The organism is Pseudoflavonifractor sp. BSD2780061688st1 E11, assembly GCF_005844125.1.
In the GTDB taxonomy this organism is placed as follows: Bacteria; Bacillota; Clostridia; order Lachnospirales; family Lachnospiraceae; genus Sellimonas; species Sellimonas catena.
The window spans coordinates 47,477-70,147 of sequence record NZ_SPHM01000002.1 but is presented as its reverse complement, the minus strand read 5'-3'; the positions used below and the strand labels follow the sequence as shown (position 1 = coordinate 70,147).

22 protein-coding genes are annotated in these 22,671 nt (G+C 46.9%); all 22 read left to right on the top strand.

The genetic code is table 11. The annotated features are described in order from the left end of the window. Positions 1-114 precede the first annotated feature (114 nt). Entirely contained in the window at positions 115-1,653 is a 1,539-nt protein-coding gene (locus FGQ85_RS01240) for a YifB family Mg chelatase-like AAA ATPase (protein ID WP_087168203.1), read from the top strand. Then, positions 1,650-2,777, top strand: a complete 1,128-nt coding sequence (gene dprA / locus FGQ85_RS01235) for a DNA-processing protein DprA (RefSeq protein ID WP_243128460.1) — start codon at positions 1,650-1,652, stop codon at positions 2,775-2,777. The genes FGQ85_RS01240 and dprA overlap by 4 nt, the downstream gene beginning before the upstream one ends. 30 nt (positions 2,778-2,807) lie before the next feature. Further along, on the top strand, positions 2,808-4,880 hold the full coding sequence (gene topA, locus FGQ85_RS01230; RefSeq protein WP_087252764.1) for a type I DNA topoisomerase: 2,073 nt from the start codon (positions 2,808-2,810) through the stop codon (positions 4,878-4,880). Positions 4,881-5,001: 121 nt separating this feature from the next. Continuing rightward, on the top strand, positions 5,002-5,784 hold the full coding sequence (gene codY, locus FGQ85_RS01225; protein ID WP_087168200.1) for a GTP-sensing pleiotropic transcriptional regulator CodY: 783 nt from the start codon (positions 5,002-5,004) through the stop codon (positions 5,782-5,784). 81 nt (positions 5,785-5,865) lie between these two features. Then, entirely contained in the window at positions 5,866-6,162 is a 297-nt protein-coding gene (locus FGQ85_RS01220) for a hypothetical protein (RefSeq protein WP_087168199.1), read from the top strand. A gap of 144 nt (positions 6,163-6,306) precedes the next feature. Beyond that, positions 6,307-6,594, top strand: coding sequence for a co-chaperone GroES (locus FGQ85_RS01215; RefSeq protein WP_087168198.1), 288 nt, complete (start codon positions 6,307-6,309; stop codon positions 6,592-6,594). Positions 6,595-6,649: 55 nt separating this feature from the next. Beyond that, positions 6,650-8,269, top strand: coding sequence for a chaperonin GroEL (groL, locus tag FGQ85_RS01210; RefSeq protein ID WP_087168197.1), 1,620 nt, complete (start codon positions 6,650-6,652; stop codon positions 8,267-8,269). Between the two features lie 94 nt (positions 8,270-8,363). Then, positions 8,364-8,852: a DUF6106 family protein gene (locus FGQ85_RS01205; RefSeq protein ID WP_138372443.1), complete on the top strand. Its 489-nt coding sequence runs from the start codon at positions 8,364-8,366 to the stop codon at positions 8,850-8,852. A gap of 88 nt (positions 8,853-8,940) precedes the next feature. Continuing rightward, positions 8,941-10,395 carry an IMP dehydrogenase gene (guaB, locus tag FGQ85_RS01200; RefSeq protein ID WP_118635934.1) on the top strand — a complete coding sequence of 485 codons (1,455 nt, stop codon included), beginning with the start codon at positions 8,941-8,943 and terminating at the stop codon, positions 10,393-10,395. A gap of 379 nt (positions 10,396-10,774) precedes the next feature. Continuing rightward, positions 10,775-11,383: a peptidoglycan recognition family protein gene (locus tag FGQ85_RS01195; protein ID WP_087168283.1), complete on the top strand. Its 609-nt coding sequence runs from the start codon at positions 10,775-10,777 to the stop codon at positions 11,381-11,383. 61 nt (positions 11,384-11,444) lie between these two features. Beyond that, positions 11,445-12,422: a PfkB family carbohydrate kinase gene (locus tag FGQ85_RS01190; protein ID WP_087168194.1), complete on the top strand. Its 978-nt coding sequence runs from the start codon at positions 11,445-11,447 to the stop codon at positions 12,420-12,422. Further along, positions 12,416-12,922 (top strand): YqeG family HAD IIIA-type phosphatase, encoded by a 507-nt coding sequence (locus FGQ85_RS01185; RefSeq protein WP_087168193.1) that lies wholly within the window; start codon positions 12,416-12,418, stop codon positions 12,920-12,922. The genes FGQ85_RS01190 and FGQ85_RS01185 overlap by 7 nt, the downstream gene beginning before the upstream one ends. 81 nt (positions 12,923-13,003) lie before the next feature. Further along, entirely contained in the window at positions 13,004-13,357 is a 354-nt protein-coding gene (locus tag FGQ85_RS01180; RefSeq protein WP_087252762.1) for a hypothetical protein, read from the top strand. Positions 13,358-13,374: 17 nt separating this feature from the next. Beyond that, positions 13,375-14,127, top strand: coding sequence for a type I 3-dehydroquinate dehydratase (aroD, locus tag FGQ85_RS01175; RefSeq protein ID WP_138372442.1), 753 nt, complete (start codon positions 13,375-13,377; stop codon positions 14,125-14,127). 147 nt (positions 14,128-14,274) lie between these two features. Next, a complete protein-coding gene (gene efp / locus FGQ85_RS01170; RefSeq protein ID WP_087168190.1) occupies positions 14,275-14,832 on the top strand; it encodes an elongation factor P in 558 nt (185 codons plus the stop codon). Between the two features lie 209 nt (positions 14,833-15,041). Next, positions 15,042-15,929 (top strand): DUF5688 family protein, encoded by an 888-nt coding sequence (locus FGQ85_RS01165; protein WP_087168189.1) that lies wholly within the window; start codon positions 15,042-15,044, stop codon positions 15,927-15,929. 80 nt (positions 15,930-16,009) lie between these two features. Next, positions 16,010-16,756: an FAD binding domain-containing protein gene (locus FGQ85_RS01160; RefSeq protein WP_347563031.1), complete on the top strand. Its 747-nt coding sequence runs from the start codon at positions 16,010-16,012 to the stop codon at positions 16,754-16,756. Continuing rightward, the gene (locus tag FGQ85_RS01155) at positions 16,757-17,224 is read left to right on the top strand and encodes a 2Fe-2S iron-sulfur cluster-binding protein (RefSeq protein WP_087168187.1); all 468 of its coding nucleotides are present in this window, start codon (positions 16,757-16,759) and stop codon (positions 17,222-17,224) included. Positions 17,225-17,228: 4 nt separating this feature from the next. After that, positions 17,229-19,508, top strand: a complete 2,280-nt coding sequence (locus FGQ85_RS01150) for a molybdopterin cofactor-binding domain-containing protein (RefSeq protein WP_138372440.1) — start codon at positions 17,229-17,231, stop codon at positions 19,506-19,508. Beyond that, a complete protein-coding gene (gene yqeB / locus FGQ85_RS19065; RefSeq protein WP_138372439.1) occupies positions 19,505-20,872 on the top strand; it encodes a selenium-dependent molybdenum cofactor biosynthesis protein YqeB in 1,368 nt (455 codons plus the stop codon). The genes FGQ85_RS01150 and yqeB overlap by 4 nt, the downstream gene beginning before the upstream one ends. After that, on the top strand, positions 20,857-21,600 hold the full coding sequence (yqeC, locus tag FGQ85_RS01140; protein WP_171027852.1) for a selenium cofactor biosynthesis protein YqeC: 744 nt from the start codon (positions 20,857-20,859) through the stop codon (positions 21,598-21,600). Before yqeB ends, yqeC begins: the two co-directional genes overlap by 16 nt. After that, a complete protein-coding gene (locus FGQ85_RS01135; RefSeq protein ID WP_087168183.1) occupies positions 21,554-22,618 on the top strand; it encodes an XdhC/CoxI family protein in 1,065 nt (354 codons plus the stop codon). The genes yqeC and FGQ85_RS01135 overlap by 47 nt, the downstream gene beginning before the upstream one ends. The last annotated feature ends 53 nt before the right edge of the window (positions 22,619-22,671 follow it).

The window sequence follows — 22,671 nt, the reverse complement described above, 5'->3', positions numbered from 1 at the left end:
CATTTAGGGACGAAGGGACTACCATGAAAGCAAAGATCTGAAAATTCACATGCCGGTTCCGGCAGAAACAGGGATTCACCTGGGTATTTCAACGGGAAAATCAGAAAAAGAAATATGGGATTTGCAATGGTAAAATCAGCAGTGATGGATGGACTGACGGTGAGAGAAGTCTGCGTGGAGGCTGATACAGGGAGCGGCCTTCCGGTTTTTCACATGGTAGGGTATCTTTCGTCCGAAGTAAAAGAGGCTGGAGAACGTGTCCGGACAGCGATCCGCCATACAAGGGCGCGTCTGCAGCCCCAGAGGATGGTGGTCAACCTGTCGCCGGCAGACATTCGAAAGACAGGTGCCTCATTTGATCTTCCGATTGCGGTGGCCCTTGCTTTGTCGGCGGGGAGTATTATGGACCGGTGTGAAAAGAGGGTCCTTTTCATTGGCGAACTGAGCCTGGATGCCAGAATACGGAAGGTAAGAGGTATCCTGCCGATTGTTTCTTATGCCAGAGAAAATGGATACGAGATCTGTGTCGTACCGTGGGAAAATGAGACAGAAGGGAAGCTGGTTTCGGGAATCGAGGTGGTTGGAGCCGCCACGCTTTCCGAAGTATGGAATTTTCTTGAAACAGGGGAACGGCCGGTCAGAAAGCAGCAGGCGGCAAAAGTGCGTGACAGAGACAAAAGTGAGCTTGACTTTGCGGATATAAAGGGTCAAAGTGGTCTGAAACGAGCTTCGGAAGTGGCTGCCGCAGGAGGTCATAACATTTTATATCTTGGCCCGCCGGGTTCGGGAAAAACCATGGCGGCACAGCGGCTTCAGACCATTTTGCCGGATCTGGACGCCAGGACCGGGATGGAGGTAACGACGATCTACAGTGCAGCAGGACTTTTAGATGAAGCGCAGCCGCTGCTTATCCGGCCGCCGTACCGGGAAGTCCACCATACGGTAACAAAAGCAGCACTTCTTGGAGGCGGCAGATATCCGACACCGGGAGAATTAAGCCTTGCCCATGGGGGAATTCTTTTTCTGGATGAGCTTTCCGAGTATCAGAGAACGGTGCTGGATGCGCTGAGAGAGCCTCTGGAGACAAAGCAGGTACGGATAACAAGAAAAAAAGGCACTTACATCTTTCCGGCGGATGTACTGGTTGCTGCAGCTATGAACCCGTGTCCGTGCGGAAACTATCCGGATCTGGAGCGCTGCCGCTGTACACCCGGCGAGATTCACCGGTATCTTGGCAAGGTCAGTCAGCCGTTTTTGGACAGGATGGATATTTGTATCGAGACGCCGAAAATTTCCTACGGGGAGCTGACATGCGAAAAGCAGGAAGAATCTTCCGGAACAATCCGGGAAAGAGTGCTTCGGGCCAGGAAAATCCAGAAGAAAAGGTATCGGGAAAGGGAGATGTTGACAAACAGCAGAATGGGACGGAAGGAAATCGAGGAATTCTGCTGTTTAGAAGAAAAAGAGAAGCAGATGATTGAACGCGCGTTTGAACGCCTGAATCTGACAGCCCGCACCTACTACAAGACACTGAAAGTAGCGCGGACCATTGCGGATCTGGAAGGAAGCGGACAGATCCGTACGAATCATCTTGCGGAAGCAATCAGTTACCGGATGGTAGACCAGACAATATGGGGGAATCAGAAAAGATGAGTAAAGAAGAGGAGTTTGTATTCTGGCTGGCATGTATCCAGGGAATTTCATCTTCCAAAAAAAGACTCCTGCAGGAGACATTCGGCTGTGCGAAAGCAGTCTATTATATAGAAGAAACAGGACGGAAATCATGCTGGTTTTTAACGGAAAAGGAGAAAGCAGCTCTCAAAGAGCATCAGAAGGAGGCAGTTCTGGATGAACGGAAAAGAGTCTGGGAAAAGGCCAGGAAAAAGGGGATCAAGCTTACATACTGGACAGACAGTGCCTATCCGGAAAAGCTTTCCCGGATCGCGCAGCCACCCTATGTACTGTTCGGAGCCGGGAAGGAATGTTTTGCCTTTGAGGGTGTGACTGCGGCAATTGTAGGAGCAAGAGAGGCAAGCGCATACGGCAGGCAGATGACATATGAGTATGGGAGAGAACTGGCAAAAGCCGGAATGAACATCATCAGCGGCATGGCAAGAGGAATCGATGCTGCAGGACTGGAAGGAGCGCTGCTGGAAGGGAAAGGGCATTGTGCAGTGCTTGGTTCCGGAGTGGATGTCTGTTACCCGAAAGACAATCAAAGGCTTTATCAGAGACTTTGGGAAGACGGAAGGATCCTCTCGGAATATCCGCCTGGAACACCGCCGCTTGCCCGTAATTTTCCTCCAAGGAACAGGATCATCAGCGGGCTTGCCGATGTGGTTCTTGTAATGGAGGCAAGAAAAAGGAGCGGCTCTTTAATCACGGCTGACTTTGCGCTGGAACAGGGAAAAGACGTATATGCCCTTCCGGGGCCTGTGACCAGTGACTTGAGCCGGGGGTGCCACCAGCTGATCCGGCAGGGCGCTGGTATTTTGGTTTCACCGGAGGAATTCCTTTGTGATTTGCCGTATAAATTGCAGAAATCACTCATAGAATTCTGTAAAAATCCGGTTAAAAATTTAAACGAAAATGAAATAATGCTTGAAAGTCCTGAAAAATTGTTGTATAGTGTTCTGAGTTTGGAGCCTAAAAATATACAGGAAATCGAGGATCAGTTATCGCTTCCGAGAGGTGAAATCATGGAAGCGCTGTTGAATCTGGAGATGAATGGATGGATCCAGGAAGTCTCAAAAAATGATTATATCCGATTGAAGTAAGATTTGAAGTTGGATGGAGGAATAGGTATTATGGCACGTTATCTGGTGATTGTGGAGTCACCTGCGAAAGTAAAAACGATCAAAAAATTTCTGGGAAGCAATTATGTGGTGATGGCATCCCAGGGACATGTGCGCGATCTGCCGAAAAGCCAGCTCGGTATTGATGTAGAGCACGATTTTGAACCAAAGTATATTACTATTCGCGGAAAAGGAGAGATCCTTGCGCAGCTTCGCAAAGAGGTCAAAAAGGCGGACAAGATTTATCTTGCGACTGACCCTGACCGTGAAGGAGAAGCAATTTCATGGCATCTGACCAAGGCGCTGAAACTGGAAGGGAAAAAGGTTTACCGTATCAGTTTTAACGAGATCACAAAGAACGCAGTCAAGGAGTCCATCAAGAACGCCCGGGAAATCGATATGAATCTGGTTGACGCACAGCAGGCGAGAAGGGCGCTTGACAGGATTGTAGGATATAGAATCAGCCCTTTGCTCTGGAAGAAGGTAAAACGCGGCTTAAGTGCAGGCCGGGTACAGTCTGTGGCGCTTCGGATTATTGCGGATAGAGAGGCGGAGATTGATGCGTTTATACCGGAAGAGTACTGGACGCTGGACGCGGTTTTAAAGGTACAGGGAGAGAAAAAGCCTCTGCGTGCCAAATTCTATGGGACGAAAACAGAAAAAATAGTGATTCGTTCTGCCGAAGAAGAACAGAAGATAGAAAAAGAACTTGAGAATGCCGATTTTCATGTTGCAGAGGTCAGAAAAGGAGAGCGCACCCAGAAGTCTCCGCTTCCGTTTACTACCAGTACCCTGCAGCAGGAAGCATCCAAGGTACTGAATTTTGCGACACAGAAGACAATGCGGATTGCCCAGCAGCTATATGAAGGAATTGATATCAAGGGTCAGGGAACGGTTGGTATCATTACCTATCTCCGTACGGATTCCACCCGTGTTTCCGAGGAAGCGGAGCGTCTTGCGAGAGAATATATCTCCTCTGTTTACGGTGCAGAATATGTAGCGGACACAGAAAAGAAAAAGGACGGGGGAAAAAATATTCAGGACGCCCACGAGGCAATCCGTCCTACGGATATTTCCAGAACACCGGCTTCTCTCAAAGAGTCTCTTTCGAGAGACCAGTTCCGCCTGTATCAGCTGATCTGGAAACGCTTTGCGGCGAGCCAGATGCAGCCGGCGAGATTTGAGACGACTTCCGTCAAGATTGACGCGGGCAATTACCGGTTTACCGTTGCAGCATCCAAAATCGCATTTGACGGATTCCGTTCCGTTTATGTACAGCCGGATGAAGAAAAGGCAGAGAACAATGTCCTGCTCAAAGGACTGGATGAACAGTCCGTCCTGACAAAAGAGGATTTTGAAAAGAAGCAGCACTTTACGCAGCCGCCGGCACACTACACAGAGGCGTCTCTTGTAAAGGCACTGGAGGAACTGGGAATCGGACGGCCTAGTACGTATGCTCCGACAATTTCCACGATTATTGCAAGACGTTACGTTGCAAAGGAAAATAAAAATCTTTATCTGACCGAGCTGGGCGAAGTAGTCAACAATATGATGCTGAAATCTTTCCCAAGTATTGTGGATGTGAATTTTACAGCCAATATGGAAGGACTTCTGGACCGGGTTGCCGAAGGCAAAGTGCAGTGGAAATCGGTAATCAGCAATTTCTATCCGGATCTGGAGGAAGCAGTGGAAATAGCGGAAAAAGAGCTTGAGGAAGTCAAAATCGAAGATGAGGTGACCGATGTTATCTGTGAAGAATGCGGACGGAATATGGTCATCAAATACGGACCTCACGGGAAATTCCTGGCATGTCCGGGATTTCCGGAATGCCGCAATACGAAGCCGTATCTGGAAAAGGCGGGTGTATCCTGCCCGAAATGCGGAAAGGATGTGGTAATCCGGAAGACCAAAAAAGGAAGACGCTACTACGGATGCGAAAATAATCCGGAATGCGATTTTATGTCCTGGCAGAAGCCGTCTGACAGGAAATGCCCGAAATGCGGCAGTTATATGGTAGAAAAAGGGAACAAACTTGTATGCTCTGATACCTCCTGCGGGTATGTTGAAAAAAAAGAAAAAAAATAATTTCCGAAATTTATTGATAACATGGAAATTGTATGATAATATTAAAATATGAGCCGCATATTCTATAATTTGTTCGTACAATTACATGGAACAACGTCATGAATTTGAATGGAGGAAAATTATGAGTGTACAATTATTGGATAAGACGAGGAAAATAAACAAATTGCTTCACAATAATAATTCCAGTAAAGTTGTTTTCAATGATATATGTGAAGTGCTTACGGAAATTCTGAATTCAAATATCCTTGTGGTAAGTAGGAAAGGGAAAGTTCTGGGAATCAGTAAAAAAGAGGAGATCCGCCCGCTGACAGAACTGATTAATGGAGAAGTTGGCGGACATATTGATTCCATGCTGAACGAACGTCTGTTGAGCGTTCTATCAACGAAGGAAAATGTCAACCTCCAGACACTGGGATTCGATGCCGAAACAGCGAAAGGCTACCAGGCGATTGTATCTCCGATTGAGATCGCGGGAGAACGGCTTGGAACTCTGTTTATTTATAAACAGGATGAAGAATATGAAATTGACGATATTATTCTCAGCGAGTATGGTACAACAGTAGTCGGACTTGAGATGCTCCGTTCTGTCAATGAAGAGAATGCAGAGGAGACGAGAAAAGAACATATTGTTCAGTCGGCGATCAGCACGCTTTCGTTTTCAGAGCTGGAAGCGATTATCCATATTTTTGACGAGCTTGACGGTATGGAGGGAATTCTTGTCGCAAGCAAGATCGCGGACAGAGTAGGAATCACAAGATCTGTCATTGTAAATGCGCTTCGTAAATTCGAAAGCGCAGGCGTGATTGAGTCCAGATCCTCCGGAATGAAAGGAACCTATATTAAGGTGGTGAACGACTACGTATTCACGGAGCTGGAAAAGATAAAAAAAGAAAAGCAAAAATAGAAAGGCATTGAACAGTAGGATATGCAAATAGAAGGGAGCGTCAGTATTCTGAGGCTCCCTTTTAGGAAAGGAGAAATAAAAATGTACGAGGACGGAGCTGCTGTTTTACAAATGAAAAAGGTATTTTTGAAAGATGAGAAATATAACCGGAAAAAATATATGACACGCATAAAAAACTATGATCCGCAGCAAGAAGAGATGACGCTTTACACAAGCCGGGGCGATGTGGACGAGTTTTCCCTGGATGCTGTATATGAATGTATTTTTGAAGTGAAAGAAGGCCGGTTCGGATGCGAAGGAGTCATTCGGAAACGTTTCCGCAGCCAGGAGAAGGATCAGGTTGTATTCCGGATTCAGAACGGGTTTTATAAAGTTTAAACGGACAGAATTATAAACGAATTATAAAGAATGAGAATGGATGTTGACAAATAAAATAGAGAGTGCTATTTTATTACTAGAGTGTTTTAGCACTCTAGTTCAATGAGTGCTGATAAACTGATAGGCAATGAAGGAGGAACAATCATGAAATTAGTACCATTAAGTGACAGAGTTGTATTAAAACAGATGGAAGCAGAAGAAACAACCAAATCCGGGATCGTGCTTCCGGGACAGAATAAAGAAAAGCCGCAGCAGGCAGAAGTCATCGCGGTAGGACCGGGAGGACTGGTCGATGGGAAAGAAGTGGAAATGAAAGTTTCTGTTGGAGATAAAGTCATTTATTCAAAATATGCAGGTACAGAAGTAGAGCTTGACGATGTAGAATATATCATCGTAAGACAGAGCGATATCCTCGCAGTGATCGAAGCTTAAATTCAGAGTGACAGATAATAATATTTAAAATAAACAGATTATGGAGGGATTTGAAATGGCTAAGGAAATCAAATATGGAGCAGAAGCCAGAAAAGCGCTTGAAGCAGGCGTAAATAAACTTGCTGACACAGTCAGAGTTACACTTGGACCAAAAGGAAGAAACGTCGTACTTGACAAATCATTCGGCGCACCGCTGATCACAAACGATGGTGTGACAATCGCAAAAGAGATCGAGCTGGAAGACGCATTTGAAAATATGGGAGCTCAGCTGATTCGTGAAGTTGCGTCCAAGACAAACGATGTAGCTGGAGATGGTACAACAACCGCAACCGTACTTGCCCAGGCAATGGTTCATGAAGGTATGAGAAACCTTGCAGCAGGCGCAAATCCGATTGTTCTTAGAAAAGGTATGAAAAAGGCAACTGACCTCGCAGTGGAAGAGATCGCAAAAATGAGCAGCAAAGTAAAAGACAAGGCTCAGATCGCAAGAGTTGCCGCTGTATCTTCCAGTGATGATGAAGTAGGAAACATGGTTGCTGACGCAATGGAAAAAGTTTCCAACGATGGTGTTATCACAATCGAAGAATCCAAGACAATGAAGACAGAGCTTGACCTGGTAGAAGGTATGCAGTTTGACCGTGGATATATTTCCGCATACATGGCAACGGACATGGATAAGATGGAAGCAAATCTGGAAGATCCGTATATCCTGATTACAGATAAGAAGATCTCCAATATTCAGGAGCTGCTTCCTCTTCTGGAACAGGTTGTTCAGGCGGGGGCAAGACTTCTTATCATTGCAGAAGATGTAGAAGGAGAAGCACTGACGACTCTGATCGTAAACAAACTGCGTGGTACTTTCAATGTTGTTGCTGTGAAAGCTCCGGGATACGGCGACAGAAGAAAAGAAATGCTTCGCGATATCGCAATTTTGACAGGCGGAGAAGTAATCTCTGAAGAACTGGGACTGGATCTGAAAGAGACAACTCTGGATCAGCTTGGCCGTGCAAAATCTGTAAAAGTTCAGAAAGAAAATACAACTATCGTTGACGGTATGGGAGAGAAATCTGAAATTGAAGCACGGATCGCGCAGATCAAGGCTCAGATTGAAGAGACAACATCTGATTTCGATAAAGAGAAACTTCAGGAAAGACTTGCAAAACTTGCAGGCGGTGTAGCAGTCATCCGGGTTGGAGCAGCTACAGAGACAGAGATGAAAGAAGCAAAACTTCGTATGGAAGATGCTCTTGCTGCAACAAGAGCAGCTGTAGAAGAAGGAATTATCGCCGGAGGCGGATCTGCATATGTACATGCGACAAAAGCTCTGGAAAAACTTGTTTCCGAAATGGAAGGGGATGAAAAAACCGGTGCTCAGATTATCATGAAAGCACTGGAAGCTCCTCTTTACAGAATTGCGGCAAACGCCGGACTGGAAGGTTCCGTAATTATCAACAAAGTGAAAGAATCAGAGCCGGGCATTGGATTTGACGCATACAAAGAAGAGTATGTAGACATGGTTGCAGAAGGAATTCTTGACCCTGCAAAGGTTACAAGAAGTGCCCTTCAGAATGCGACGAGTGTTGCCTCCACACTTCTGACAACAGAGTCTGTCGTTGCCAACATCAAAGAAGAAACACCGGCAGCAGCAGGAAATCCGGGCATGGGTATGATGTAAATATAAAAAATTCGAAAACTCCTCGCAAGAGGAGTTTTCTTTTTGTATCAGAAATGATATACTGATTAGGAATAAACAGATGGAGGAAACGTGTATGAGCGATTATTACACAGAACAATTAGTCAAAAAGAAACCGGAAGGGAAAGACATTATCATTAAGATTCTGCTGGTGTTTTGTACGGCCCTTTCCTTTTTCTTTGTTTTGTTGTTGCCGTTTTTGCTGATTCTTCCGGTGCTGATGATTGTACTGGACTACTTTATGTTCCGGAGACTGGATCTGGAATATGAGTATTTGTATGTGAACGGAGATCTGGATATCGACAAGATCATGGGAAAACAGAAGAGAAAAAGAGTATTTTCCATGAATGTCAATGACATGGATCTGCTTGCGCCGCTTGGAGCAGGAGAGCTCAACCAGTACAGAACCGGCAAGGTACTCGACTTCAGCTCCCATATGCCGAATGCGAGATGTTATGTAATGGTGATTACCAAAGACGGACATCAGACAAAAGTGATTTTTGAACCGGAGCAGGTTATTCTTGACGGAATGAGGATGCTGGCACCAAGAAAAGTCATTTTATAGAGAAAAAGAAAGAGTTGACAGCAGATATTTTTTTCGGTATTATATCATTTAATACAAAAACAGTCAGAGAAAGAGAGGAAAAGAAGTCATGGGTAAGATTATTGGAGAAGGTATTACGTTTGATGATGTATTACTGGTACCGGCTTATTCGGAGGTTATTCCGAATCAGGTCGATCTGTCTACACACTTGACAAAGAAGATTCAGTTAAATATTCCGATGATGAGTGCCGGGATGGATACGGTAACGGAACATCGTATGGCCATTGCTATGGCACGCCAGGGTGGTATCGGAATCATCCATAAGAATATGTCGATTGAGGCTCAGGCTGAAGAGGTGGACAAGGTAAAACGTTCTGAGAACGGTGTTATTACAGATCCATTTTATCTGTCGCCGGAGCACACACTGGAAGACGCCAACAATCTGATGGCAAAATTCAGAATTTCCGGTGTGCCGATCACAGAAAACGGAAAACTGGTTGGTATTATCACGAACCGGGATCTGAAATTTGAGACAGATTTTTCAAAGAAGATCAAAGAGTCCATGACTTCAGAAGGACTGATCACGGCTCAGGAGGGCATCACTCTGGAGGAGGCAAAGAATATCCTTGCCAAAGCCAGAAAGGAAAAACTCCCGATTGTAGATAAGGATTTTAATCTCAAAGGACTGATTACAATAAAGGATATCGAAAAGCAGATCAAATATCCGCTTTCCGCAAAGGACGAGCAGGGACGTCTTCTCTGCGGTGCAGCAGTCGGCATCACAGCCAACTGTCTGGAGAGAGTAGAGGCACTGGTCAATGCAAAAGTTGACGTGATCGTTCTCGACTCCGCGCACGGACACTCGGCAAACGTGCTCCGCTGTGTACGCATGATCAAGGAGAAATTCCCGGATCTGCAGGTAATTGCAGGAAACGTTGCAACAGCGGAAGCGACAAAAGCGCTGATCGAGGCCGGAGCAGACGCTGTCAAAGTCGGAATCGGACCTGGATCCATCTGTACGACACGTGTCGTTGCAGGAATCGGTGTTCCTCAGGTGACAGCAGTCATGAACTGCTATGAAGCGGCAAAAGAGTACGGTATCCCGATTATCGCAGACGGCGGTATCAAGTACTCCGGAGATATGACGAAAGCGATTGCTGCCGGAGCCAATGTATGTATGATGGGAAGTATCTTTGCAGGATGTGACGAGAGTCCTGGAACATTTGAACTGTTCCAGGGAAGAAAATACAAGGTTTACCGTGGAATGGGCTCGATCGCTGCGATGGAAAACGGAAGCAAGGACCGTTATTTCCAGACGGATGCCAAGAAACTGGTACCGGAAGGTGTGGAAGGACGTGTTGCATATAAAGGTACCGTGGAGGATACGGTATTCCAGCTTATGGGCGGACTTCGTTCCGGTATGGGATATTGTGGAACAAAGACAGTGGAAGAGCTGAAAGAAAACGGAAGATTTGTTAAGATTACAGCTGCTTCCTTGAAAGAAAGCCATCCGCATGATATCCATATTACAAAAGAAGCACCGAACTACAGTGTTGATGAGTAAAGGCATGCGATAAATTAAATAACAGACCTCCTGACTTCCTTTTTATGGGAAGCGGGAGGTTTTTTGATTTAACAGGAAACTTCGTTCCCTGCTAAACAAAAACGCTCTGCGGGATCGCGCGCGCAAAGCAGAAGTTTGTCGCTAAAGCGACTGTGCCCGGCGCGAGAGTTCCTCGAGAGGAATCCTTTGCTTTTTTTCGGTATGAGAACAAGATAAGAAAAGCTTAAGAAATTCGAATCAAAATTTTTAAAAACGCCGGAACCTTTTTGTTTATAATAGAAAGAGGGAAAAAGAAAAGGGGAATAGTATCGTGCGAAAGAGAAGACAAAGAAGAAAAAGAAAAAGCAGAGGGTCGGACAGACTGCTGAAGGCAGGTCTTATGATTTTAATCCTCCTGGCGGTTGTGCTGGGGGGAATGAAACTTACCGGGGCAGGACCGATTTTTAATGGATACAGAGAGCTGGAAGGAGAGGCTGTGGATGCCTATCGTCCGGATATGGAGGTGGAGCTTCTGACACCGAATCCGTATTCCAGACCGGAGACCGGAACATCGAGAATCCGGAATATTGTCATTCATTATACTGCCAATCCGGGAGCTACGGCGCAGCAGAACCGGGATTATTTTGAGGGTCTCAAAGACACACATCTGACACAGGCAAGCAGCCATTTTATTGTAGGGCTGGAAGGTGAGATCGTCCAGTGCATCCCGACCTGGGAGGTGGCGTATGCGTCCAACAGCAGAAACGGAGATACCGTTTCCATCGAGTGCTGTCATCCGGATGAAACGGGAGCATTTAATCAGGCGACATATGACTCCATGGTAGAACTTTCTGCATGGCTCTGTCTGAAGTTCGGACTTACAGAAAATGATCTGATCCGCCACTATGATATTACCGGAAAGATATGTCCGAAGTATTTTGTAGACTATCCTGAAAAATGGGATGAGTTTTGCGGCGATGTCGGGAAAATGCTTGAAAAAATGCAGTAAACTGGTTATGATAGAAAAAGCGAAAAGGGAACAAAAGAAGTGGATGGAGGTAGCTTGATTTATGGAAAAAGAATTTGATGTAATCGCGCTGGGTGAACTGTTAATTGATTTTACAATGAACGGAATGAGCAGCCAGGGGAACCAGATGTTTGAGGCATGTCCGGGAGGCGCGCCGTGCAATGTGCTTGCCATGCTGAACAAGCTTGGAAAAAGAACAGCTTTTATCGGAAAAGTAGGAAAGGACCAGTTTGGTTTACGGCTGAAAGAGACACTGGAACAGGCCGGCATCAATACGGAGCATCTGTATATGGATTCCGAAGTGCATACAACGCTGGCGCTGGTTCACACACTGGAAAACGGAGACAGAGATTTTTCCTTTTACCGGAATCCGGGAGCGGATATGATGCTGACGGAAGATGAAGTGGATACCGAATTTTTGAAGAAAGGAAAAGTGTTCCATTTCGGGACTCTTTCCATGACACACGAAGGAGTACGCAAGGCGACAAAAAAGGCTCTGAAAGCGGCGAAGGAGGCAGGAATGCTGATCTCCTTTGATCCGAATTTAAGACCGCCTCTCTGGGACAGCATGGAAAATGCAAAGGAGCAGATCCGGTACGGCCTTGGATTCTGCGACATTCTGAAAATTTCGGATAATGAGATTCAGTTTATTACCGGTAAAGAAGATTATGATGAGGGCGTGCGTCAGCTGACAGAGGAGTACCACATTCCGCTTGTGCTTCTGACCATGGGAGCCGATGGAAGCCGGGCTTATTATCGGGGGATGAGGGTGGAATGCCCGGGATTTTCCTGTGATACGATCGAGACAACCGGAGCAGGAGATACTTTCTGCGGAAGTGCACTGAATTATCTTGTAGATCATGGACTTGAAGAGCTTACCGAAAGTGATCTGAAAGAAATGCTGACATTTGCCAACGCGGCAGCGGCTATTATTACAACGAGAAAAGGGGCGATCCGTTCCATGCCGGAACGCGGGGAAGTGGAAGCGCTGATCCACAGTATGGAGGAGAGAGAATGTTAGAACGGTTTTTTCCGGATGAATATATGGCATCTACCTATGTCATTCCTTTTGAAAAACTGTATAAAGAAGGATACAGGGGAATTATTTTTGATATCGATAATACGCTCGTTCCCCACGGGGCGCCTGCGGACGAGAGGTCCAAAAAGCTGTTCCATGAGCTGAAGAGCATGGGATATTCCTGCTGTCTGCTCTCGAACAATCAGGAGCCTCGGGTAAAGATGTTCAACGAAGAGATCGGTGTCCATTATATCTGCAACGCCCATAAGCCGGCGGTGAAAAACTACCGGAAAGCCATGAGTCTGATGGGAACAAACCGTGAGACCACCTTGTTTGTAGGAGACCAGCTGTTTACAGATGTATGGGGAGCGAAAAGGACTGGAATTCGAAATATTCTCGTGCGTCCGATTCATCCAAAGGAAGAAATCCAGATCGTGTTGAAACGTTATCTGGAAAAAATCGTACTTCATTTTTATATAAAAGAAAAGAAGAAACACGTGTAAAATTGACCTGCCCGGGCCAGCTTATCTGAAAACTTTCCCTTCTGAAAAGACTTGACGAAAATTTTTCAGGGGGGGGGTATAATGGAAAGAGAATTTACAAAAGAGGGCAGAATGATGAGTATACTGGAGTTTATAAAAAAGCAGTTAAAATACAGGTATGAGATTACAGAGATTCAGTGTCTGGATGAGATTCATGGAGAACCGGAACTGGTAGTCGTACCGTTCGACAGGCATTGCTCCATGGACAAGGTAATCGGAAAGATCCGGGAAAGCGGAGGGCATTACAGTTCGATTATCCTTTTGGAAGAGGACCAGAAACAGATGGACCTTGTTGTCGGAAATTTCCAGAAGAACGGACTGGATCTGATTTACATACGGGAAGATACATGCGGTACGCAGTCTTTTACAAGGCTGGATTTTGAAAGACTCTGGTAAAAGAAATGGAGAATGCGATGAAAACGGTCAAAATCAGAAATCTTGTAATTGGCGGGGGAAAGCCGAAAGTATGTGTTCCGATGATGGGTGACGAGGAGGCTGTGCTCCGGACAGCGGAGGGTATAAAGAAAAGCCGTGCAGATCTGGCGGAATGGCGCATCGATACAGATCCGGACTGGAATAATAAAAGCCATATTCTTCAGACAGCGGAAAAACTGCGGAGTGTTCTGGGGGATATGCCGTTGCTTTTTACATTCCGGACAAGGGAAGAGGGAGGTAGTGCGGCGGTTTCTGAAGAGCGCTACCGGGAACTGAATAGAACAATGATCCGGTCCGGCCTGATTGACCTGGTGGATGTCGAGTTTTTCAAGACGGAAGAGACTGTAAAGAGCCTGATCCGGGAGGCAGAAGCACATGGGGTCAGGACGGTGCTTTCCAACCACGATTTTGAGAAAACTCCACAGGAAGAAGAAATTGTCCGAAGACTGTGCGCCATGCAGGAAGCAGGTGCTGATCTGGCAAAAATTGCAGTTATGCCGAAGGAAGAGCAGGATGTTATCGAACTGTTGAACGCGACATGGACTATGAAAAAATTCCATCCGGATACTCCGGTGATTACAATGTCCATGGGGCAAAGAGGAATGATCAGCCGGCTCTGCGGGGAGCTTTACGGTTCGGCTGTGACATTTGCAGCCTATGAAAAAGCATCCGCGCCGGGGCAGATGCAGGTGGAAGAGGTACGTGAAATTATTGAAAAACTGCATGTCTGATACCGGAAAACGAGAGAAATTTGTAAGATGACGGTATTTTTCGTAACTTTCAGTTGAAAAAAGGACAGGAATCATATAAAATAAGACTTAATGAAAGTTTAGAATTAGAAAAGAATACGTTCGTATTCGTTTAAGGAGGATTTAAAGATGATTTCAGCAGGCGAATTTAGAAACGGTTTAACCGTCGAAATTGACGGAAACGTATACCAGATTCTGGAATTCCAGCATGTAAAACCAGGAAAAGGAGCAGCGTTTGTCAGAACCAAATTAAAAAATGTTATAAGTGGTGGTGTGGTTGAAAAGACTTTCAGACCAACTGAAAAATTCCCGAAAGCTCACATTGAGAGAAAAACCATGCAGTATCTGTACTCAGATGGTGATCTCTACCACTTCATGGACGGCGAGACTTATGACCAGATCGCACTGAATGAGGAGACCATCGGAGATGCTCTGAAATTTGTAAAAGAGAATGAAGAAGTGAAGATCTGTTCCTATCAGGGAGAAGTATTCGCGGTAGAACCGCCGTTATTTGCAGAACTTGCAGTAACAGAAACTGAGCCGGGTGTAAAAGGTGACACTGCAACAGGTGCTACAAAGCCGGCTACAGTAGAGACAGGAGCTACCGTTATGGTACCGCTGTTCGTAAACGAAGGCGATGTGCTTAAGATCGATACACGTACAGGGGAATATTTATCACGTGTATAGGAAAAGTTTACAGATAATCAAGAGTCCCGCATTGTGCGGGACTCTTTTTCTTAAATTAACAGGAAACCTCAGTGTAAAAAACAGTTGCATTCTGCATTTTAAGCACGTATAATAGATTCAATACCAAATAAACACTCAATTCATAAACTCATTTTTATCAGATCAGAATCAGATCAATTCAGACTTCAGCGGGCCCGAAAGGAGCTTAGATGGAGTATCAGTTATTTTTATCAAATGTAAAAGAAAGACTAATAGAGGAGCTGCCGGCGGATGTCCATGTAGAAGATTACCGGACAACGAAGAATAACGGCGAAGTGCGTCAGGGTTTTTTATTCCGGAAATGTGAAGAGGGGATCTCGCCTATTGTCTATATGGAAGATTACTATGAACGGTATCTCAGAGGCATGGAAATGAAAGGAGTAACGGAAGGTCTTCTGGAGTGGTACAGTCAGAGCCAGAAGGTCCCGGAACCATTGATGGAAGCGGAGTATCTGGACAACTATGAGCGGATGAAGGACAAGATTGTATACAGGCTGATTAATGGGGAGAGAAACAGGCAACTGCTAAAAGAGGTTCCGCATCTTTCCTATCTGGATCTGGATATTGTGTTCTGCGTATTGTTTTCGGTAGAAAAGTACAGTGCCATTTCCATGATGATTACAAATGAACATCTGAAAATGTGGGGGATCACCCGGGAAGAGATCAGGCAGGCGGCCGGACAAAATACGCCCCGCCTTCTCCCGGCAGAGCTTCAGGATATTCAGAATGTAGTCATGGAACTGATTCCGGACTGCCGTGGAGAAAGCTGCTTTGCCGGCTATATGTATGTCCTTACCAATATGCAGAGAAGCCATGGTGCGGCCGCAATTCTGTACCCGGGGCTTCTGGAAATGATCGGGGAGGAGTGGAAGGAAAATTTTTATATTCTTCCAAGCAGTATTCATGAAGTTCTTCTTGTGCCGGAGAGTAAAAGTCCGGGTATCTGTGAATTAAAAGATGCGGTCTACAGCATCAACCGTTCCGAGGTTTCGGGGGAAGAATACCTTTCGGACACGGTGTATTATTATAATTACAGGAAAAAGCGGCTTTGCATGTAGATATTAAAGAAAGGTTATGCTAAAATAAAAAGAACTATGGATAATTTCAGAGAAACGGGAGGAGAGACATTTTGATAACAGTGAAAAACTATGTAAAGCCCGGCACACTCGAGGAGGCATATGAGCTGAATCAGAAACGGGCCAACCGGATCATTGGAGGGATGATGTGGATCCGAATGGGCAGAGGAAATGTTAATACAGTCATTGATCTGTCCGGGCTTGGGCTTGATCAGATCACAGAGACCGAAACAGAATTTCACATCGGCTGTATGAGTACTCTTCATCAGCTCGAGACACACAGTGGGCTGAAAGAGACATTTGGAGACTTTTTTAAAGAGTGTACCAGACATATTGTCGGAGTGCAGTTTAGGAACGGGGCGACAGTAGGGGGAAGCATTTTCGGAAGATATGGATTTTCAGATATTCTGACGGCATTTCTTGTACTGGATACGAAAGTAAAGCTTTATAAAAAAGGAATCGTTCCTCTTTCTGAATTTATCAGAATGGATCGTGACAGAGATATTCTGGAAGAACTGATTGTGGCCAAGGACGGCAGAAAGGCAGTTTATCTCTCGGAGAGAAGAAGTCAGACTGATTTCCCGGTGCTGACCTGTGCGGCATCTGAAAAAGACGGAACAGTCCTGCTTTCCATCGGCGCAAGACCGATGAAGGCGGATGTGACAGAGACTACAATAGACGAGATGGAACAGGCGGCTGATACCTTCACCTATGGAAGCAATATGCGTGGAAGCGGAGAGTACCGGAAGCATCTGGGACGAGTCCTTGCCGGCCGGGCGAAAAAAGCGTTGGAAGAGGGGAATGTGTAGATGGAAGTACAGTTTGAATTAAATGGGAAACCAGTCCATACAGAGATTGAAGCAGGTGCAGTGCTTCTGGATGTATTAAGAGATCTTGGATGCTACAGTGTAAAGTGCGGATGCGAGACAACCAACTGTGGACTGTGCACCGTCTGGGTTGACGGAACACCACGGCTTTCCTGCTCGATTCTGGCAGCAGGAATTTCAGGAAGAAAGATTACGACACTGGAGGGGCTTCAGGAAGAAGCGGCCCGGTTCGGAGCATATCTGGCGGCAGAAGGGGCAGAGCAGTGCGGATACTGTTCTCCTGGATTTATCATGAATGTCCTTGCCATGGAAAGAGAGCTCTGTGTATCCGGACATTGTCCGGACGCGGAAGAAATCCGGGAATATCTGGCCGGAAACCTGTGCCGCTGCACAGGATATGCAGGACAGCTGCGCGCTGTGGAAAAATATCTGAGAGAAAGCAGGGGGTAGATCCATGAAGAAAGTAAATCAGGCGATACCAAAGATCGACGCCAAAGCGCTGGTGACAGGAAAGCCGGTCTATACAGATGATCTGGCACCGAAGGACTGTCTCGTCGTGAAAGTACTGAGAAGTCCGCATGCCCATGCGCTGATTAAGAACATTGACTCTGCCAGAGCGATGAAAGTGCCGGGTATGGTGGCAGTATTTACCTATGAGGACTGCCCGAATGAGCGGTTTACAATGGCTGGACAGACCTATCCGGAGCCAAGTCCGTATGACCGTCTGATCCTCGATCAGAGAGTCCGTTTCGTAGGGGACGCGGTGGCGATCGTTGCGGGAGAGACAAAAGAAGCAGTAGACAGAGCCATGAAGATGATCAAGGTGGAGTATGAAGTACTGACTCCGCTTCTGGACTTCAGAAAGGCAAAAGATAATGATATCCTGGTACATCCGGAGGAAAACTGGAGAAGTCTCTGCAATGTCGGAGCAGACAATCAGAGAAATCTGTGCGCCAGCGGTAAGGATGAAGCCGGGGATGTAGATCAGGTCCTTTCAGAATGTAAGTATGTGGTAGAGCAGACCTACCATACCCAGGCAAACCAGCAGGCGATGATGGAAACATTCCGCACTTACTGCTACATGGATGTCTATGGAAGGCTGAATGTGGTGTCATCCACCCAGGTTACCTTCCATGCAAGAAGAATTCTTTCCAATGCCCTTGGAATACCGAAATCAAAGATCCGTGTGATCAAACCGAGAATCGGAGGCGGTTTTGGAGCAAAACAGACCGTTGTGTCCGAAGTATATCCGGCATTTGTTACATGGAAGACAGGACGTCCGTCAAAGATCATTTACACAAGAGAAGAATCACAGATCGCATCATCCCCACGTCATGAGATGGAAGTGCATGTGCGGGTAGGAGCCGATGAGGCCGGAATTATCCGGGCGATTGACGTCTATACCCTATCCAATACGGGAGCATTCGGAGAGCACGGGCCGACAACGGTTGGACTTTCCGGACACAAATCCATTCCTCTTTATGGAAAAACAGATGCGTTCCGGTTCCGGTATGATGTCGTTTATACGAATGTCATGTCAGCGGGCGCATACCGTGGATATGGAGCCACACAGGGAATTTTTGCGGTAGAATCCGCGGTCAACGAGCTGGCGGAACAGATGCATATGGATCCGGTGAAACTCCGTGAGCTCAATATGGTAAAAGAAGGACAGGTTATGCCTGCGTACTATGGCGAGACTGCACAGAGCTGTGCGCTGGACCGCTGTATGGCAAGAGCAAAAGAGATGATCGGCTGGGATGAAAAATATCCGGCAAGAGATATGGGTAATGGAAAGGTGAGAGGAGTCGGCGTTGCCATGGCAATGCAGGGATCCGGAATTTCCAACGTGGATACCGCTTCCGTTGCAATGAAAGTCAATGACGACGGATTCTACAGCCTGATGGTCGGAGCTTCTGACATGGGAACAGGATGTGATACCATTCTGGCACAGATGGCGGCCGACTGTATGGACTGTGAGATGGAAGATATTATTGTATCCGGCGTGGATACGGATTCTTCTCCGTACGATACCGGATCTTACGCGTCCAGTACGACTTATGTGACCGGAATGGCAGTGATCAAGACCTGTGAGAAACTCAAAGAGAAGATCTGCCTGAAAGGAGCCGAATATCTGGGCTGCGAAAAGGAAGAGGTAGAGTTTGACGGTAAGCGTGTATGGTGTCCGAAGGACGGAAAAGAGATCACCTTAAAAGAAATCGGAAACCGTATCATGTGCGCAAACGAAGAAGCGCTGATGGCTTCAGAGGCTCATTACTCACCAACGTCTCCACCGCCGTTCATGGTTGGTATGGCAGAAGTGGAAGTGGATCTGGAAACTGGAAAAGTGACACCGATTGATTACGTTGCCGTAGTAGACTGTGGTACTGTTGTCAATCCGAGTCTTGCAAGGGTACAGACAGAAGGCGGACTGGTACAGGGAATCGGAATGGCCCTTTATGAGGATGTTGTATATAATCCAAAAGGACAGAATTTCAGCAATTCCTTTATGCAGTACAAGATTCCGACGAGACAGGATACCGGAGAAATCCGCGTGGAATTTGAAAGCAGCTATGAGCCGACCGGACCGTTTGGAGCAAAATCCATCGGAGAGATTGTAATCAACACTCCTTCTCCGGCACTGGCAGCCGCAGTTGCCAATGCAACAGGCGTTCATATCCGGGAGCTTCCGATTACGGCGGAGAAAGTATATATGGGAATGAAACATTCATCATGATGAAAATACACTTTGCGCTTCTTGCGGCAGGAAGAAGCCTTCGTTACGGAAAAGAAGATAAACTGATGGAGCAGATCGGAGGAAGAGAAATTCTCTTCCTCCTGCTTGATAAGACGAGAAAGATTCACGCTTCCTGGAAAGGAAGTACAGTTCTTGTTGTTTCAGGTGAAAAAGAAAAGAGACTCGATATTCCGGAAATCTGTGTAGTCAACAAACATCCGGAGAGGGGGATTTCTTCTTCCATCGCCCTTGCCCTGGAAACGATCCGGCATCAGCCTGAGTGGCAGAGCGGCGACGCGGTATGCTTTTGCGTCTGTGACCAGCCGTTTCTAAAGAGAGAAACACTGGAAGCGATGCTGGAAGGTTTTCAAAGAAGCCGGAAGGGAATCGGCTGTATCGACTGGAATGGCCCGAAAAATCCCTGCGTGTTTCAGGAACGGTATTTTCCGGAACTTTTGAACCTTTCCGGTGATGAAGGCGGGAAGAAAGTTTTGAAACGACATCTGGACGATCTGTACCGTCTGGAGGCAAAAAAAGAGGAAGTCTGGGATATGGATGAGAAGAAGACCGTAGTTGTGCGGGGCGGAGGGGATCTGGCGACAGGAACTGCTTATCTGCTTGCCCAAAAAGGATACCGGGTGCTCGTACTGGAAACCGGATGTCCCGCATGTATCAGACGGCAGGTTGCCTTCTGTGAAGCGGTGTATGAAGGAAGCTGCACCGTGGAAGGAATGACGGCAAGGAAAGTGCTGTCCCGGGAGGAGACAGAAGAGGCCTGGGAATGCGGGGAAGTTCCGGTTTTGATTGACCCGGAATGCAGCTGCCTGTCCTGGCTCCATCCGATTGCTCTGGTGGACGGGATTCTTGCGAAAAAGAATCTGGGGACCACCATCGATATGGCACCGCTGACGATCGGACTTGGGCCGGGATTTACAGCAGGAGTGGATACGGACCTGGTCATTGAAACCATGAGAGGAGAGACTCTTGGGAAAATCTACCGAAGCGGAACAGCCATTCCAAATACCGGAGTGCCAGGTATGATTGCGGGATATGCCAAAGAGCGGGTGATCCATGCACCTTGCAGCGGTGCGATTCGGTATCTGAAACAGGTGGGCGATCTCGTTGAAGAGGGAGAAGTTCTGGCAGTGATCGGGGAAATGGATGTCCGTGCGACGCTCACCGGATACCTGCGCGGTGCAATCAAGGAAGGATACCCGGTCACAAAAGGGTTAAAAATCATGGATATCGATCCAAGAACAGACGGCAATGAGAGATGCTTTGTGATTTCGGATAAAGCGCTTGCCATCGGGGGAAGTGTCTGCCGTGCGCTGGACGAATGGGAGAAAACATGCTTGGAGAATTAGGTCTGGAAAACAAAAGATGCATCGCATTTACGGGTGCCGGCGGAAAGACGACGGCCGTCTATACCTGTGTGCGGGAAATGCGGGAAGAAGGTCTGCCGGCAGCGGCTGTGACAACAACAAAGATGTGGAAGCCGCAGGAAGGATTTCTTCTGTGGCGTGATGACCTCTCCGCAGAGGAAGTCAAAGAATGGATTAGATTACACGGGATGAGGCCGGTGACCATCGGACGGGAACTTCCGGATGGAAAGATCGGATCCATACCCTTAAATGCCCTAAAGACTCTGGTGGATCAGGGAGTCCGTCTGTGTGTGGAAGCAGACGGGGCAAAGGGCAAATGGATCAAAATTCCAAATGACCGGGAGCCTGTGGTGCCGGACTTTTGTGATGCGGTGATAGGGATTCTTAATCAGAAAGCGCTGGGAAAGTCCTTTCTGGAAGTGGCACACCGGTCGGAAATCTGTGCGGAAAGGCTTGGAAAAAGACCGGAGGATCTGGTAGAGATGAAGGACCTTTGCAGACTATGGCTTGACAAAGATGGAATTTTCCAGAATTGCAGACAGATAAAAAGGGCGGTCCTAAGCGGGCTGGAACCGGGGATGGGAGAAGCCCTCTTCAAAGAATACCGTGAGGTTTTTCGATGGATGAGACAACAGGAGATGCCTGTTTATATATGGGAGCGAAATGATGACAGACAGAGAGTTTTTAGAACGGATCAAGAGCCTTTATGAGAAAGACGGAGGGATGATCGTCCGTCTGGCAGAGAAAGGTGGAAAAGTCCGGACATGGATTTTGAAGAACCAGGAAGAACTGAAGAAAGAAAAGACGGAACTGATTCCGGAGAAATGGAAGGAGCGGATCCGGAAATTGTATCAAAAGGCGTCCCTCTCGGGGACTGCCATGGATTGGGATGAAGACGGCGGATTTTTGTTTCTGGAGAATGCAGAAAAAGAAGACCGGATTGTAATCTGCGGAGCAGGGTACGTCGGACATGCACTGGCGAAGCTTTCTGTCTTTGCCGGAATCCGGACTATTGTTCTGGAGGACCGGGAATATTTCGCGGAGCTTGCCAAAAAGAGCGGTGCCCATGAGGTGATCTGCCTTCCATTTGATGAAGCGGTGCGAAGTCTGAACGATGAAAAAAATACCGCCTATGTTGTCATGACAAGAGGGCATGCCTATGATCAGAAATGTCTGATGGAGATTGCCAAAAAAGAATCCTACTATACCGGGATGATGGGAAGCAGAACGAGGGCCGCCATGATGCGGGAAGAACTGGAAAAAGCCGGAATTGACCGGGAATGGACTAAGAGGCTGCATGCACCGATCGGTCTGAAAATCGGCGCGCAGACGCCGGAAGAGATTGCGGTGTCTGTCATGGCAGAGATTCTTCAGGAGAGGAGCAAGGCCGGATGCTCCATGAAGACCGGTTACGAAGTATTTCGTCATGCCCTCGAGAACATGCAGGAGGGAGAACGCTTTGTACTTTCCACGATTCTGGAAAGAAGAGGTTCCGCCCCAAGAAAAGAAGGAACGCATTTTATTGTGTCGGAATCCGGGAACTGTTTTGGAACCATCGGCGGAGGAAAGCTGGAGGCAGATATCGTCCGCGCATCGCAGGAAATGATGAAACAGGGAGAGGACTGGAGAATCGAAGAGTCTGACCTGAATAACCGGGATGCGGCCGATGAAGGGCTCGTATGCGGAGGACATGTGAAAGTCCTGATGGAAACGGGAAAAAACAGATAGAAAGAAAAAACGAGGACTGTGCCGGGATGGCACAGTCCTCGCTGGTTTCTGCT